The sequence below is a fragment of the Parafrankia discariae genome, from assembly GCF_000373365.1.
Taxonomy (GTDB): domain Bacteria; phylum Actinomycetota; class Actinomycetes; order Frankiales; family Frankiaceae; genus Parafrankia; species Parafrankia discariae.
In genome coordinates this window covers 1-15546 of sequence record NZ_KB891126.1, presented here as the reverse complement: position 1 = coordinate 15546, position 15546 = coordinate 1, and the positions used below count along the sequence as shown (strand labels likewise).

Below are 15546 nucleotides of genomic sequence, written 5' to 3'. Positions count from 1 at the left end.
CGACACCGGCCGGCCGACACCGGCCGGCCGACTCCCCGCGACGGGTCTCCCCGCGACGGGTCGTAAGTGGACCCGAAAGTCCGCTGGATCTACGATACCCCCGAGCAAGCGGACCCCAGAGTCCACTTCGATGCCGGAAGCGCGGGGAGCGGGGAACTGGATGCGGAGCAGTCAGGCGCGACCGGAGACTCGGACCGGCGGCGGGGCGCTGGCCGTCCTCGCACTGGCGTCGGCGGCGTTCTCGCTGGCCCAGACCGCCATCGTGCCCGGTCTCGGCGCCCTGGCCGAGGCACTGCACACCACCTCCGAGAACATCTCGTGGGTCCTCAGCGCCTACCTCGTCTCGGCCGCGATCCTCACGCCGATCGTCGGCCGGCTCGGCGACATGTTCGGCAAGCGGCGGATGCTGGTCGTCGCCCTCGCGGCCTTCGCCGTCGGCAACGCGCTGGCGGTGCTGGCACCGAACGTCTGGCTGCTGATCCTGGCCCGGGTGGTGCAGGGGGCGGGCGGCGGCATCTTCCCCCTGTGCTTCGGCCTCATCAACGACACGTTCAGCGCGGAGCGTCGGCCCGGCGCGCTCGGGCTGGTCTCGGCGATCTCGGGCATCGGCGCCGGCGGCGGCCTGATCATGGGGGGTCTCCTGGTCGACCACGCCTCGTGGGAGTGGGTCTTCTGGGCCGGGGCGATCATGTCCGGGGGTGCGGCCCTCGGCGCGCTGCGGCTGCGGGACTCCGCCGGGCGCACCCCCGGGCGGATCGACCTGCCCGGCGCGGTCCTGCTCGCGCTCGGGCTCACCGCCCCCCTCATCGCGATCACCAGGACGCCGTCGTGGGGGTGGGGAAGCCCGCGCACCCTGGGCATGATCGCGGCGGGGCTGGCCGTCCTGGTGTTCTTCGGGTGGTACGAGCGCAGGGTCACCGAGCCTCTGGTGGACATGCGGCTGCTCGGCCGCCCGGAGGTCATGGCCACGAACTTCGCGACGGCGCTCGTCGGCTTCGGCACGTTCGGCGCGTTCGTGCTCATCCCACGGCTCTCGCAGACCCCGGAGTCCTCGGGCTACGGGTTCGGGCTGGACGCCACCGGGGCCGGCCTGCTCCTGCTGCCGGCGTGCGGGGCGATGCTGGTCACGGCCGGTGTCTCGGGGCGGCTGACGCTCCGCGTCGACTCACGGGACTCGCTCATCGCCGGATTCCTGATCTCCGCCACCGGCCTGACCGCGCTCGCCTTCGAGCACGGCGGTGAGGGCGTGGTGATCGCGCTGTCGGTGCTCCTCTTCGGGGGCATCGGCATGATCATGGCGGCGGTGCCGAACATCATCGTCCGCGCGGTGCCGCCCGCGATGACCGGGCAGGCGACCGGGGTCAACACGCTCCTGCGCTCCGTGGGCTCCGCCGTGGGCTCCCAGGTCGCGGCGACCCTGCTGGCCGCGAGCGTCACCACGGCGCACCCGCTGCCGACCGACGGGGCCTTCACCCTGGCCTTCCTCCTGGGCGGCGGCGGGGCGATGGCCGCGGCGGTGGCCGCGGTGTTCATCCCACGGCGGCCCAGGGGCGGCGCCCCCACCGCTCCGCCGGCCCCCGCCGCGCCGGCGCCGGCGACGGCGGCGATCGCGGCGGCGGCGGCAACGGTGACGGCCACCGCGACGGTGCCGGCCACGGCCCCGGCCGCCGGCCCAGCGTCCACCAGCACTGCGGCCACCGGGCCAGCGGCCACCCGCACCGCCGGCGATCAGGCAGACTGACGGCCATGTCCTCCCCGCCCGACGAGACGGCGGAACGCGGGTGCCTCGACTGGTCCGAGCGCCGCGCGGACGCGCGGCGCAACCACGAGCAGATCATCGCGGCGGCCATCGCGGTGTTCGCGGAGAAGGGCCTCAACGCCACCGTGCCCGAGGTCGCGGCCCGGGCGGGCGTGGGCAAGGCAACGGTCTACCGCAGCTACCCCACCAAGGCCGACCTGGTCCGGGCCGTCGCCGAGCACCAGGTCCGCTGGGTGGAGGCACGGCTGGCGGCCGCCGCCGAGGAGAGCGACCCCTACGCGGCGCTGTGCGGCTTCCTGTACGACGTCTCCGAACGGCTGGCCCACGACCAGGTGCTGCTGGCCGAGGTCCTGCCCACCAGGGATTCCCGGATGGCGGAGGCGCCGGTCAGCAGGGTGCTCGCCGGCATCGTCGACGCCGCCCGCGAGCAGGGCACACTGCGCGACGACGTCACCGCCCTGGACGTCCGCATCCTGGTCGGCGGCTACGCGCGCGTCCTGTCCGATCTCGGGATCCGGGACCCGAAGGAGTGGCGCCGCTACGCGGGTCTGGTCATGGCCGCGCTGCGCCCCTGAACCGCGCCGCCCCTGAACCCCGCGGCCCCTGAACCCCGCGCCCGCGCGAGGCGTTCACCGTCCCCGCCGCGGTTGCCGCAGCAGCCGTTCGAGCTCGTCGATCCGGTCGAGCAGGTCGAGCACCACCCCGGTGGCGGTGTAGGTGATCCCGAGGTCGCGGCGCAGCCGTTCGATGCGCCCGGCGCGGGCCAACGCCCCCGCGGCGAGGACGCGACGACCCCCGGGGCCGGTCCCGACGTCGAGCAGGCCGAGGGTCGCCAGCCTGCGGACGAGGTCGGGGTGCAGTTGGGCGGCGACGCAGAAGGACTCCAGGTCCAGCTCACGGTCCCGTGGGCGGATGCGGACGAGCGTCCTGGTCATGACCGCCCCCTGGGGTTGCCGGACCTGGGGTTGAAGGACGAGACGCGGGCGAGCTCGCGGAACAGTTCGCTCTCCCGTTCGGTGGGGTCGGGCGGCACCATGATCCGCATGTGCGCGTACAGGTCACCCGCACCCTCGGCCGCCCGGTCCGCGTCCCGGCCCGGCGCCGGCAGGCCCCAGCCGCGCAGACGGAGCCGGCGGCCGCTGGAGGTGCCCGGCGGGACGGTGACGGTCACCCGCTCACCGGCCGGCGTGTCCAGCCCGGCCGCCGTCCCCAGGACGGCCTCCCACGGGGCGAGCGGCAGATCGGTGTGGACGTCGCGGCCCTCGACCCGGAACCGCGGGTCGGGAGTCAGGCGCACCATGAGGTAGAGGTCACCGGGGCTCGCGCCGTCCCGGCCCCGCCCGCCCTGGCCGGCCAGCCGCAGCCGCTGGCCGTCGCGGATGCCGGCCGGGACGGCCACCTCGACCTCCCGCGGGCCGTGCGGTCCGGGCAGCGTGATCCGCCGTCGCCCGCCGCGGTAGGCCTCGGCGAGCGAGATCTCGATCTCCGCCTCCTGGTCGGCGCCGGGCACCGGGCCCGCCCGGCCGCGCCGGCGGGCGAACCCGCGTACGCCGCCGAACAGGTCCTCGAAGTCGAAGCCCTGAAACCCCTGAAACCCCTCGAACCCGAAGCCCCCGCCGCGCCCGCCGGCCCCGGAGCCGGCGCCCGGCCCGGTGCCGGGAGCCGCCCCGAAGCCGCCAGGTGGGGCGTCCGCCCAGCGTTCGGCGCCCTCCGGCACCCGGCGGAAATCCCGGCCGAACCGGTCGTAGCGCGCGCGGGTGTCCGGGTCGGACAGCACGTCGTACGCCTCGGAGAGATCCTTGAACCGCTCCTCGGCGGACGGGTCGGAGTTGATGTCCGGGTGGTATCGGCGGGCCAGCTTGCGGTAGGCGCGCTGGATGGCGTCGGCGTCGGCGTCGCGCGGCACGCCGAGCAGCTCGTAGAAGTCCGGGCTCGCGCGTCCCGTGGTCCCGGCGCTCATGACGCCGACCGCGGACCTGCGCTCACCGCGACCGATGCGGGCCGCAGCACCCGTCCACCGGCCTCGAAGCCGGGGCGCAGGACCTCGACGACGGTGCCCGCCGGGGGAGGCCGCGGTGTCAGGGCACTGTCGACGACGGCGCCGACCTCGTGCCGGGCCGGGTCGAAGGGGCCGGTCTCGTCGTCGAGCCGGGTGACGCCGGAGACCCGCAACGCGTCGAGCGCCAGCTGGCGCACCCCGCGCACGCCGTCGACGAGGGAGTCGGGGTCGGCGTCCGCGTGGGCGAGGGCGAGCTCCAGGTGGTCGAGCACCGGCAGCCAGGCGAGGATGACGCGGTCCCGCTCGGCCGCCGTGGCGGCGCCGATCTCCCGTCCGGCCCGGCGGCGGTAGTTGTCGAAGTCGGCCAGCGTCCGCAGATGCCTGGCCTGCGACTCCTCCAGCTCGGCCGCCAGGTCCGTGCCAGTGGGGTGGTCAGTCATCATCGCGGGTGGTGAACTCGGCGTCGATCACATCGTCCCCGCCGGCGCCGTGCCCGCCGGTTCCCGGGCCGGCGTCACCCGGACCGCCGGTGCCCGGCCCGGCCGCCGCGGCACTTCCACCGCCGCCCGGCGCGGCCGCCGACTCACGCGTGCCCGGGGCGGGCAGCGCGTACAGCACCTGCTGGAGATCGTTGACGATCGGGCGGACCCGGTCGGCGCCGGCGTTCTCCGCCAGGGCCCGGCGGGCGTGGGCGACGAGCTGCTCGGCACGGGCCCGCTCGTGCGCCGGAACGTCGTCGCCGAGCTCGGACAGCCGGCGCTGGACCTGGTAGGCGATCGTGTCGAGCTGGTTGTGGGCGTCGGCGTTCTCCCGCAGCCGGGTGTCCTCCGCGCGGTTGCGCTCGGCGTCGGCCACCATCCGCTCGATCTCGTCCGCGGGAAGGTTGGTGTTGTCCGAGATGGTGATGCGCTGCTCGGCGGCCGTGTCGGTGTCGCGCGCGGTGACGTTCAGGATGCCGTTGGCGTCGATGTCGTAGGTGACGTCCACCTGGGCCTGGCCGCGTGGCGCGGGCCGGATGCCCTCCAGCCGGAACCGGCCGAGGGTCCGGTTGTCCGCGGCCATCTCGCGCTCGCCCTGCAGGACCACGATGTCCACGGCGGACTGGTTGTCCTCCGCGGTGGAGAACGTCTCGCTGCGCCGGGCGGGGATCGTCGTGTTGCGCTCGATCACCTTCGTGCTGACGCCGCCGAGGGTCTCCACCCCGAGGGAGAGCGGGGTGACGTCGAGCAGCAGCACGTCGGAGACCTCGCCCTTGAGGACCGCGGCCTGGATGGCGGCGCCGACGGCGACGACCTCGTCCGGGTTGACGGTCATGTTCGGGTCCCGGCCGCCGGTGAGCCGGCGCACCGCGGCCTGCACCGCGGGCATCCGGGTGGCACCGCCGACCAGGATGACCTCGTCGATGTCCGGCTCGGCGATCTTCGCGTCCGCCATCGCGCGGCGCACCGCCGGCATGCACCGCTCGAGCAGATCGGACGTGTTCATTTCGAACTGGCCCCGGGTGAGCGTGGTGTTGAGATGCTTCGGGCCGTTCGAGTCAGCGGTGATGAACGGCAGGTTCAGCTGGGTCTGACTGACCGAGGAAAGCTCGATCTTCGCTTTCTCCGCGGCCTCGAACAACCGCTGCAACGCCTGCGGATCGTCGCGTAGGTCGATGCCGTTCTGATGCTTGAACTCGTCGGCGAGGAAGTCGACCAGGCGGCGGTCCCAGTCGTTTCCGCCCAGATGGGTGTCGCCGGCGGTCGCCCGTACCTCGACAATCCCGTCGCCGACGTCGAGGACGGACACGTCGAACGTCCCGCCGCCGAGGTCGAAAACCAGGACGGTCTCGTGCGACCGCTTGTCCAGCCCGTAGGCGAGCGCCGCGGCCGTCGGCTCGTTGATGATCCGCAGCACCTCCAGGCCGGCGATCCGGCCGGCGTCCTTGGTCGCCTGGCGCTGGGCGTCGTTGAAGTACGCCGGGACGGTGATGACGGCCTCGGTGACCTTCTCCCCCAGGAAGCGGGCCGCGTCGTCGACGAGCTTTCGCAGTACCATCGCCGAGATCTCCTCGGGCGCGTACTGCCGTCCGCGCACCGTGATCCGCACGGCGTCGTCCTGGCCCGGGACGAGATCGAAGGTGACCGTCCGCAGCTCGCTGGCGACCTCGCTGTAGCGGCGCCCGACGAAACGCTTGACCGAGGTGATCGTGCCCTTCGGGTTGAGGATCGACTGGCGTCGGGCCAGCTCCCCCACCAGCCGCTCGCCACCCTCGGTGAACGCGACCACCGACGGCGTCGTGCGCGAGCCCTCGGCGTTGGGGATGACCGTCGGCTGGCCGCCCTCAACGACCGCGATGACCGAATTAGTCGTCCCCAGGTCTATTCCAACAGCCTTTCCCACAATGTCCTCCCGGCAGGAGCGCTTCCGGCAGACAGACGGCGGGGACGCGGCAGGTTCCGTCAACTACGCACAACTACGCGAAGCACTTTCGGTGACGCAAAGCACCTTCGGCTAACGGTAGGACCGGCCCGACCGGCCGCGCAACACCGCGTACCGGGCCGGGAGATCAGGAATCGCCACCCGGACGGCCCGTGGGCGGGCGGCTTGCCGGCCGGGCGAACCCCGCCGACGATTGACGGGTAGGCCGCCCAGGAAAATGAGCAATGGCCAGGGAGTGAATCATGACCAACCCCGTGCGCGCAGCATCCGGCCGGCAGCTACCGACCATTCGCTGGGATCCGCTCCGCGAGATCGAGGACGCCTGGACCCGCATGGGCAGCCTGCTCGGCGACGTCACCGGCGGCGGTGAACGGCGGCCGTACGGCGTGCTGGCCGGCCTGGCCGGGCTGGCGCCGGCAGTGGACGTCGAGGAGACCACCGACGAGTTCGTCGTGGAGCTCGAACTGCCCGGTGCCCGGGCCGAGGATCTCTCGATCGACCTGCGGGACAGCGAGTTGTTCGTCACCGGAGAGATCAGGGAACGGGAGCGTCACGGCACGCTGCGCCGCCAGACCCGCCGGGTGGGGCGGTTCGAGCACGTCATCCTGCTGCCCGGTGAGGTCGACCCGGACGAGGTGAACGCCAGCCTCGACGACGGCCTGCTGACGGTCCGGCTGGCGAAGGCCCGCCGCAGCCAGCCCCGCCGGATCGAGATCTCCGCGCCGTCAGCCGAGCCGGGCCGCACCATCGAGGGCTCGTCCGGCGACGCCTCCCAGGACGCCACCGGCCGGAACGACACCGGGCGCGGCGACACCGGACGCGACGACACCGGACGAACGGACTCCCCGCGGGCCGGCTCCACCCGGTCGGACTCCACCAGGACCGGTTCCGCGCGGGCCGGGTCGTCCGCGCGGGGCGGCCGCTCGGGAGCCGGGTCGAAGGAAGCCGAGTCCAAGAACGCGGAGAGCAAGGGCGCTGAGAGCAGGAGCGCGGAGAGCAAGGGTGGCGCTGGGAAGGCCCGGCGGGCCGAGGATTCCGGCGGCGGGGGCCTGCCGGACGCCCCGACGCCCTTCGGGCAGAGCTCCTTCGGCGCCGACTGATCGGGCACCGTGTCGCAGCCCGCCGTACACCCGGACACCGCGCACGCCGACAGCACCGCGCACGCCGACAGCACCGTGCTCGCCTACTTCCAGCGTCGGGCGATGCCGGTCGGCCTGGAAGCCGGGTTCCGGCTGATCGGCTCCCGGTTCAGCCCGGGCAGCCGCCGGCTGCGCGAGTTCGCCTGCCGCAACCGCCTGCCGCACCACTTCGTCGACCTGGAAGAGGACCGGGACGGCGAGCGGACGCTGCGCGCCGCCGGCGTGCCGCCGGGCGACATCCCGCTGGTGATCTGGTTCGGCGGGCTGGTCCTGCGCAACCCGAGCAACGCCGAGCTGGCCCGGGCGCTGGGGCTGCCGGCGGCGCGGCCGGGCGCGCCCATCCGGGACGTGCTGGTCGTCGGGGGCGGGCCGGCCGGGCTGGCGGTCGCCGTACACGCCGCCGCGCGGGGGCTGACCACCACGGTCCTCGACGCGGTCGGGACGGGTGGGCAGGCCGGCGGCGCCTCGCGCGTCGCGGACCATCTCGGATTCCCGGACGGGATCTCAGGCCGGGAGCTCGCCGACCGGGCCGCCGTCCAGGCGGACCGGCTGGGGGTGGAGATCAGCGTCCCGGCGACGGCCCTCGCCCTGCGGCCGGACGGCGACCTGCACGTCGTCCGTTACGACCCCGGCGGGCTGCCCCGCGAGATCGTCAGCCGGACGGTGGTGGCCGCCACCGGTGCCCGGTACAACCGGCTCGACATCGCCGGCATCGGGGTCGCGGACATCGAGCGGTTCGAGGGCAGCGGCGTCCACTACGCGGCGACGCTCATGGAGGCCCGGCTGTGCGGTGGACGTCCGGTCGCGGTCGCCGGCGGCGGTGACCCGGCCGGCCAGGCCGCCCTCCTGCTCGCCGACATGGCCACCGAGGTCTACCTGGTGCTGCGGGAGGAGGAGCCGGGCGAGCGCATGTCCCGCTACCTGGTCGACCGGATCAGCCGCCAGCCGCGGATCGTCGTCCTGGCGCACACCGAGGTCGAGGCCCTGGTCGGGAACGGCACGCTGCGCGAGGTCGTCGTCCGGGAGAACCACTCCGGAGCCCGGGGCACGCTACCGGCCCGGGAGCTGTTCGTCCTCGCCGGCGCACGGCCGAACACCGGCTGGCTCGCGGGCGCCGTCGCGCTCGACGCCGACGGTTTCGTCCTGACCGGCCACGACGCCGAACGGGCCACCGGACACGACGCCGGACACGACACCGCGGAGGCGGCTGGACGCGACCGCCCGCCCCAGGTGCTGGAGACCAGCAGGCCGGGTGTGTTCGCCGTCGGCGACGTCCGCGGCGGTGCCGTCCGGCGGGTCGCCGCGGCCGTCACCGACGGGACGGCCGCGGTCCGGCTCCTGGACGAGCACCTCGCGCGGACCGGAAGCCCGGCCTCCTGAACGACGACGCGACCGGCCCCGTCACGAGGGCCGCGCCGCGCACCGGCGAAGTGACATCTCCGCCCGGACCGCGTAGTGCGCCGCGCCGGCCCGGCGGGCCAGCCGGGCCGCCGCGGCGTAGTGCTCGGCGGCCAGCCGCGGATCACGCCACGCGGCGGCGGCGTCACCGAGGTACATGGCGACCGGGCCGCAGGTGAGTGACCCGGAGACCGCTCCGGCGAGCTGGTCGGCGTAGGGAAGCAGTTCCCGGTACAGGCCGCGCGCGACGTCGTGCTCCTCGAAGGCGAGCGCGTTGCCGAGGCGCAGCACCCGCCACAGCACACCCAGGAAGTCGGCCGGGTGCGGCTCGTCGGGGCGCCAGCGACGGCGGGCCTCGGCGGGCTCGCCCGCGTCGAGGAGCACCCGCACGATCAGGTCGGTGGGCAGCGACGGGATCTTCTCGTACGCGGCCTCCAGGGCCGGGCGCAGGGCCTCCAGCCCACCGGCCGCCTCGCGGACGCACGCGGTGCAGGCCAGGGCCAGCACGCCGCTGTCATGGGCGCCGGCGGCGTCCATCGCCGCCCCGAGACGGGCGTAGGCACGTTCGGCCTCGGCGAAGCGGCCGGCCAGGGAGTGCTCCAGACCCTGCGCGGCCAGGCCGGTCAACGCCCCCGCGCCCAGTTGGAACGTGCCCGCGATCGCCTCGACCTGGGCGCGGTGGTGGCGGAACCCGGTGAGCTCGCCGCGGGCCGCGGCCACCTGCAGCGCCGCGTGGTGGCCCAGCATCGTCAGACCGGGCCGTCCGGATCGCCGCCCGGTGGCCAGCAGCAGGTCGGCGAGCGACTCCCGCTCCCCCAGCGGGACCCCGAAGTAGGTCAGGCGCAGCCCGGCCGCCGCCGCCAGCCCCACCAGGTCGGGATCATCGAGCCGGCCGGCGATCTCGAGCGCCGCGCGGCCGTCCGCACGCAGGGCGGGGTCGGACGAGCCGTCCAGTTCCGTGACCAGCGCGCACAGCAGCCGGCACCGGTCCGCTTCGGTGACCTGTCCGGTGCCCAGCAGCTCGCGGATCTCGCCGATCAGGACGCTGTCCCACTCCAGGTAGCGACGTTGTGTCCAGGACGTCGGCACCGTCCACGCGGTGATGGCCCGGGTGAGCAGGTTCCGGTCACCGGTGCGCCGGGCGAGCTCGATCGCCTCGGCCCGCCGGCGGGTCGCGGCGCCGCTGCCGCCCTGCACAGTCAGGGCACGGCACTGCGCGAGCAGCAGGAGGATCCGCTCCCGCGGGTCCGCGGTGGCGGTGGCGGCCTGCCCCCACAGTGCCGCGGCGTCGGCGTGGGCCGAGCGGCGTTCGGCCTCCTCGGCCGCGCGGGCCGCGTAGGCGGCGGCCCGGTCGGCGAAACCGGCGCCGGCGGCGGCGTAGTGGCGCGCCAGCACCGTCACGTCGCCAGGTCGCAGCCGTTCGAGGGCCCGCGCGACGAGGGCGTGCCAGCGGGCCCGTCGCGGAGGCGAGACCTGCTCGTAGAAGGCGTCCCGCACCAGCACGTGCTGGAAGCGGATCGAGTCGCCGTCGGCGTGCACGAGACCGGCCACGAGGGCGGCGTCGATCGCGTCCAGCACGCCGTCCTCGGGCAGCCCGGCGACCTCCAACAGGACGTCCAGGTCGATGTCGCGGCCGATGACCGCGGCCATCCGCAGCACGGTCAGGGCGTCCCCGGGCAGCGACGCGGCCCGGTGCCGCACGACGTCGCGAACACCCACCGGGACGGCTGCCAGCGACTCGCCGGAGGCGAGGAGCCGGCCGAGCTCCCGGGCGTAGAAGGGATTCCCGTCGCTTCGGGCGACGGCGGTGGCGAGGGTGCGCCCGTCGAGGGGGCGCTCCGCCAGCCGACGGATGAGCTCGGCCACTGCGTCCCCGGGCAGCGGCCCCAGCTCGACCCGGACGGGATGGCGGGTGGCCAGCCGCGCGAGCGCGGCCGAGAGACTGGGCCCCACCTCGTCGTCCCGATAGGTGACCACGAGGTACACCGCCTCGCCGGTGAGTTCGGCCGCCGCGTGCACGAGCAGGTCGAGGGTCCCGTCGTCGGCACGGTGCGCGTCGTCGAGGACCACCAGCAGCGGATGGTCCCGGGCGCGTACGCGCAGGAACTCGGCTACCGCCCGCCGCAACCGGAAACGCCGGGTCGCGGCGTCCCCGGCGAGTCCCGCCCCGGCGTCGCCACCGGCTCCCTCCCCCGCGTGCTCGTCCGGTCCGGCGCGGTCCGCCACCAGTGGCCGAAGACCCGCCACGTCCCCCGCGCCGGGCAGCGCCCGCAGCAGCGCCGCCCAGGGCCAGAGCGGGGGCGTCCCCTCGACCTCCGGGCAACGTCCCCAGGCGACCTCCCAGCCGTCCGCGGCGAGCCGGCGGGACAGCTCCTCGGCGACGGCGGTCTTGCCGCTTCCCGGCTCCCCGGTGACGAGCGCGAGCTGGACGCCGGTCGAGCGGGCGAGCTGGTCGACGACGTCGTGGCGTCCGAGCAGGATCGGTGGGCGGGCCGCGGCGACGGCGGGCGGCACCGGGACGACTCTGACCGGAGGCGGCTGTGCGGCGGCCGCCGCGGCGGGGCCGTCCAGCGCCGGCGACTGGGCGAGGATGTCCGCCTCCAGCGCGCGAAGCTGCGGGCCGGGATCGACACCCAGCTCCTCGGTCAGGATCCCGCGCGCGCGGCGCAGCGCCGCCAGGGCGTCGCCCTGCCGGTGGGACCGGTACAGCGCCAGGGCGAGCAACCGCCAGCGGCCCTCCCGCAGCGGCTCCGCCGCGGCCATCGACTCCAGCTCCGGGACGAGGGCCGCGGCCTCACCGGCCAGCAGACGGGCCTCCGCCACCGTCTCGCGTGCCACCGAGCGCAGCTGCGCCAGGCGGCCGCTCTCCGCGACCGCCCACGGCTGTCCGGAGAACTCCGCGTACGCCTCGCCGCGCCAGAGCGCGAGCGCCGCGGTGAGACCGGACCGGGCACCGTCCGGATCATCGGCCAGCGCACCCGACCACCGTGCGACAGCGGCTTCGAACCGCCACGCGTCGACGGCGTCCGGATCGACCCGCAGGGCGTAGCCGGGTGCCTGGCTGACGATCAGGCCGGTGCGTGACCGGGCGGGTCGGTCCGGTTCGAGTCCGCGCCGCAGATGCGAGACATAGGCGTGCAGGGCGACCTGCGCCTTCGGCGGCTGTTCGTCGGGCCAGAGCGCCGACAGCAGCCGCGCGGCCGACAGCACGTCCCCCCGCGCCGCGATGAGCATCGCGAGGACCGCCCGCTGCCGGCGCCCGCCCAACGTGAGGGTGGTCCCGCCGCGATCAGCCGTGACCACACCGAGGACACCCAGGCGCAGGTTCCCGGCCTGCTCTCCCATCCGAGCTCCCTGCAAGCGGTCCACAACATCGTCACCAACATGCGGCCAAGGCCGCCGCATGGTCGCCGCCGGACTCTACGGATTCAGCGCCCCGCGGGCCGATCGGGGAGACGCCGTGACGACCGCCCTGCAGCATGCCGCATTCGAGCCCGGTCTGTCCGGCTTCCCGCCGCGTCACGAAGGAGAAGGCCATGACGACCCTCGACGCGCCCCCACGCACCGCTCACCCCGGCGACGGCCACAGCGGTCCTGACAGCCACGACGGCGCATTCCCGCGCCTGCCACTGCTGGTGTTGTGCGCCGCTCAGCTGATGGTTCTGCTCGACGGGACCATCGTGAACATCGCCCTGCCCACCATCGCCCACCACCTGCGGCTGCGGCCGGACGGCGCCCAGTGGGTGATCACCTCGTACTACCTGGCGTTCGGCGGTCTGCTTCTGCTCGGCGGCCGCGCCGGTGACCTGCTCGGACGCCGCCGGGTCCTCCTCGCCGGGATGGCCGTGTTCACCTTCGCGTCCCTGCTCGGCGGCCTGGCCTCCGACGGCGGCCAGCTGCTGGCCACCCGCGCGGTGCAGGGTCTGGGCGCCGCCGCCATCGCTCCGAACGTGCTGGCTCTGATCACCACCACCTTCACCGACGGGCGGGCCCGGGCGAAGGCGCTCGGCGTCTACGCGGCGATGTCGAGCGTGGGTGCCGCCACCGGCCTCATCGCGGGCGGCCTCCTCACCGAATGGGTCTCCTGGCGATGGATCTTCCTGGTGAACGTCCCGATCGGGCTGGCGGTGCTGGCCGCCGGGCCGCGCGCGCTGCGGGAGGCGCCGCGGCGCGCCGGTCGGTTCGACCTGCCCGGAGCGCTCAGCGTCACCGTCGGGGTCGTCCTGCTCGTCTACGGCGTGTCCCGGGCGGGCACCGAGGGCTGGCGGGACGGGTGGGTGAGCGCCGCTCTGTGCGGGGCGGCCGCCGCTCTCGCCGTCTTCGCCGCGGTCGAGCGGGGCAGCCGCCATCCCCTGCTGCCCGCGCGGGTCATCGCGGAGCGGGCGCGGTCCGGCGCGTTCATCATGGCGTTCGGCGCCGGCGCCGGCATGTTCGTCCTGTTCTTCATCGGCTCGCAGTTCCTGCAGGGCGTGCTGCACACCCGTCCGCTGATCGCCGGCCTCGAGTACGTCCCGTTCAGTGCCACGGTCCTGGTCACCTCGCAGGTGGTCGCCCGCCGGGCCGGGCGGACCCGGCCGGGCTGGCTGATCGCCGCCGGCGGGGTTCTGGCCGCCTCGGCGCTGGTCTGGCTGACCGGGATCACCGCGGCCTCGAGCTACCAGCAGGCCGTTCTCGGTCCGCTCGTCGTGTGCGCGCTCGGGATGGGCCTCGTGCTCGTGCCGCAGACCATGATCGCGATGGCGCGGGTCGAGGCCGCCGACGCGGGCGTCACCGCCGGGCTGCTCACGACCATGCAGCAGCTCGGCGGGGCGGTGGGCGTCGCCGTCGCCAGCACCGTCGCCGCGGCCACGCCGGCCGGGCCGGCCACCGCTCTCACCGACGGGTACGCCCGTGCTCTGCTGGCCACGGCCCTGCTGCTGGTCCTCACGACCTCGGCGGCGGTCCTCGCGATCAGGCCCTGGGAACCCCGTCCCGCGGCAAGGTGACCTCCGGCACCAGGCCGACCGGGCCGCCGGGCAGGCGGGCAGCGGCCGTCAGATGCCCGCCGGGTGCTGTCCGCCAGCCGTCGGCGGTAGGTCTCAGCCCGCGCCGACCGTGTCCGCCTCGGCGGACAGCACGCCGCGCCGGACGAACTCGCGGATGACCTCCTCGGCCACGGCCCGGGCGTCGGCGAGGCGGGCCTGCGCGGCGCCGTGCTCGTCACCGGCGGCGATGGCGTCGACGACGAGCTCGTGGGCCCGGACGACCTCGGTGTGGGAGCGCTGGTCGCTCTGGCGGGCCGTCCAGTCGAGGAAGTCGCCGAAGCCACGCAGGTCGGCGCGCAGCCGGGGGGTGGCGCCGGCCCGGTGCTGGAACAGCACCATCTCGGTGGTCAGCTCGTACCAGCGGGTGCGCGCCTCCGGCGGGGTGGCCCGCAGCTCGGCGAGGAGGCGCCGCAGCTCGGCGAGGACGTCCGGTTCGCGGTGCCGCGCGATCCGGGAGACCGTGACCCCGCTCAGCAGGCCGAAGACGTGGAAGTCGGCGCGCAGCGTACGGGCGTCGAAATGCTCGACGAACGCGGCACGGTGCACCTGGGTGGAGACGACCCCGTCCCGTTCGAGCAGCACCAGGGCCTCGCGGACGGGCGTGGGACTGACACCGAGGGTCGCGCTGACGCCCTCGACGTCGATGCGGTCGCCGGGGCGCAGCCGCCCGTCGAAGATCTGCCGATGCACCCACTCGACCACGGCGCGGCTCGTCCTGACTCGTTTCAAGGCATGTTCGGCCACACCCTCATGGTCGCAGGCCCGGCGACCCACATGCTTGATCGTAGATTAAAAATTGGAAATTGCCAGTCCTGGCGTAGTGAGTTACGTTCGGCTGGAGCGCCCAGACAGGCGGGGGCGCTGCGTCGACGCCAGGAGGCACGCGGTGGTCAAGTTGGTCGAAGGTTTACGAGTAGTTGACGCCGACTCGCACATGACCGAGCGCCACGACCTGTTCACCGAGCGAGCCCCGAAGGGCTACGAGGACAAGGTCCCGCACGTCGAGCGGATCAACGGCCAGGACATGTGGGTCGTCGCCGGCAAGTCCTTCGGCCGCGCGGGCTCCGGTGGCACGATCGACCACGACGGCAAGAAGCACCCGTGGAAGGACTCCCAGGGCGGGGACTGGGGCATCGAGAGCGTTCACCCCGCGGCGTGGGACGCCGGCCGGCGGATCACCCTGATGGACGAGCTCGGCATCGACACCCAGGTGGTCTACCCGAACGCCATCGGCATCGGCGGCCAGAACCTGTTCAACGCGGTCGCCGACCCCACGGTCGTCCGGCTCTGCGTGGAGCTCTACAACGACGCGATGGCGCAGGTCCAGGCGGAGTCGGGCAACCGGCTGCTCCCGATGCCGATCATGCCCGCGTGGGACATCGCGGCCTGCGTCCGGGAGGCCCAGCGCTGCGCGGAGATGGGCTACCGCGGGGTCAACATGACCGCCGACCCGCAGGACTCCGGCTCACCGGACCTGGGCGACCCGGCGTGGGACCCGTTCTGGGAGGTCTGTGCCGGGCTGAACCTGCCGGTGCACTTCCACATCGGCGCCAGCCAGACCTCGCTGTCCTACTTCGGCACGACCTACTGGCCGAGCCAGGACGACTACGTGAAGCCGGCGATCGGCGGCGCGTCGCTGTTCCAGAACAACTCCCGGCTGCTGCTCAACAGCTGCTACTCGGGAATGTTCGACCGCCATCCNAACCTGAAGATGGTCTCGGTCGAGAGCGGCATCGGCTGGATCCCCTTCATGCTCGAGGCGATGGACTACGAGCTCGAGGAGAACGCGCCGGAGTACTTCCACAA

General features: G+C 74.4%; 12 protein-coding genes. 6 read left to right on the top strand and 6 right to left on the bottom strand.

Going from position 1 to position 15546, the window contains the following annotated elements:
* Positions 1–160: 160 nt before the first annotated feature.
* Both B056_RS0106115 and B056_RS0106110 read left to right on the top strand, forming a co-directional pair.
* Positions 161–1741 carry an MFS transporter gene (locus tag B056_RS0106115; RefSeq protein ID WP_018501008.1) on the top strand — a complete coding sequence of 527 codons (1581 nt, stop codon included), beginning with the start codon at positions 161–163 and terminating at the stop codon, positions 1739–1741.
* 5 nt (positions 1742–1746) lie between these two features.
* Complete coding sequence (locus tag B056_RS0106110; RefSeq protein WP_018501007.1) at positions 1747–2334, top strand: TetR/AcrR family transcriptional regulator; 588 nt, start codon at positions 1747–1749, stop codon at positions 2332–2334.
* Between the two features lie 54 nt (positions 2335–2388).
* On the opposite strand, the gene B056_RS0106105 is transcribed toward B056_RS0106110, so the two are convergent.
* Genes B056_RS0106105 through dnaK form a run of 4 tightly spaced genes read right to left on the bottom strand, consistent with a single transcriptional unit; the run spans position 2389 to position 6140 of the window.
* Positions 2389–2694 carry a chaperone modulator CbpM gene (locus B056_RS0106105; protein WP_018501006.1) on the bottom strand — a complete coding sequence of 102 codons (306 nt, stop codon included), beginning with the start codon at positions 2692–2694 and terminating at the stop codon, positions 2389–2391.
* Positions 2691–3719: a DnaJ C-terminal domain-containing protein gene (locus tag B056_RS0106100; RefSeq protein ID WP_018501005.1), complete on the bottom strand. Its 1029-nt coding sequence runs from the start codon at positions 3717–3719 to the stop codon at positions 2691–2693. Before B056_RS0106100 ends, B056_RS0106105 begins: the two co-directional genes overlap by 4 nt.
* Positions 3716–4201 (bottom strand): nucleotide exchange factor GrpE, encoded by a 486-nt coding sequence (locus B056_RS0106095; RefSeq protein ID WP_154676870.1) that lies wholly within the window; start codon positions 4199–4201, stop codon positions 3716–3718. The genes B056_RS0106100 and B056_RS0106095 overlap by 4 nt, the downstream gene beginning before the upstream one ends.
* Positions 4191–6140 carry a molecular chaperone DnaK gene (dnaK, locus tag B056_RS0106090; RefSeq protein ID WP_026239386.1) on the bottom strand — a complete coding sequence of 650 codons (1950 nt, stop codon included), beginning with the start codon at positions 6138–6140 and terminating at the stop codon, positions 4191–4193. Before dnaK ends, B056_RS0106095 begins: the two co-directional genes overlap by 11 nt.
* 281 nt (positions 6141–6421) lie before the next feature.
* Here dnaK and B056_RS0106085 point away from each other — a divergent pair, with 281 nt between their 5' ends.
* A complete protein-coding gene (locus B056_RS0106085) occupies positions 6422–7279 on the top strand; it encodes an Hsp20/alpha crystallin family protein (RefSeq protein ID WP_018501002.1) in 858 nt (285 codons plus the stop codon).
* Between the two features lie 9 nt (positions 7280–7288).
* Complete coding sequence (locus B056_RS35380) at positions 7289–8698, top strand: NAD(P)/FAD-dependent oxidoreductase (protein WP_018501001.1); 1410 nt, start codon at positions 7289–7291, stop codon at positions 8696–8698.
* A 21-nt stretch (positions 8699–8719) separates the two neighbouring features.
* Here the strand turns inward: B056_RS35380 and B056_RS35375 are convergent, their stop codons facing one another.
* Positions 8720–12061, bottom strand: coding sequence for an AfsR/SARP family transcriptional regulator (locus tag B056_RS35375; protein WP_018501000.1), 3342 nt, complete (start codon positions 12059–12061; stop codon positions 8720–8722).
* Positions 12062–12252: 191 nt separating this feature from the next.
* Here B056_RS35375 and B056_RS35370 point away from each other — a divergent pair, with 191 nt between their 5' ends.
* The gene (locus B056_RS35370; protein ID WP_051105556.1) at positions 12253–13701 is read left to right on the top strand and encodes an MFS transporter; all 1449 of its coding nucleotides are present in this window, start codon (positions 12253–12255) and stop codon (positions 13699–13701) included.
* Between the two features lie 93 nt (positions 13702–13794).
* On the opposite strand, the gene B056_RS0106065 is transcribed toward B056_RS35370, so the two are convergent.
* Positions 13795–14484: a GntR family transcriptional regulator gene (locus B056_RS0106065; protein WP_026239385.1), complete on the bottom strand. Its 690-nt coding sequence runs from the start codon at positions 14482–14484 to the stop codon at positions 13795–13797.
* 142 nt (positions 14485–14626) lie between these two features.
* Here B056_RS0106065 and B056_RS0106060 point away from each other — a divergent pair.
* Positions 14627–15546, top strand: a 920-nt coding sequence (locus B056_RS0106060) for an amidohydrolase family protein (protein WP_026239384.1), incomplete at its 3' end; no start/stop codon positions are given.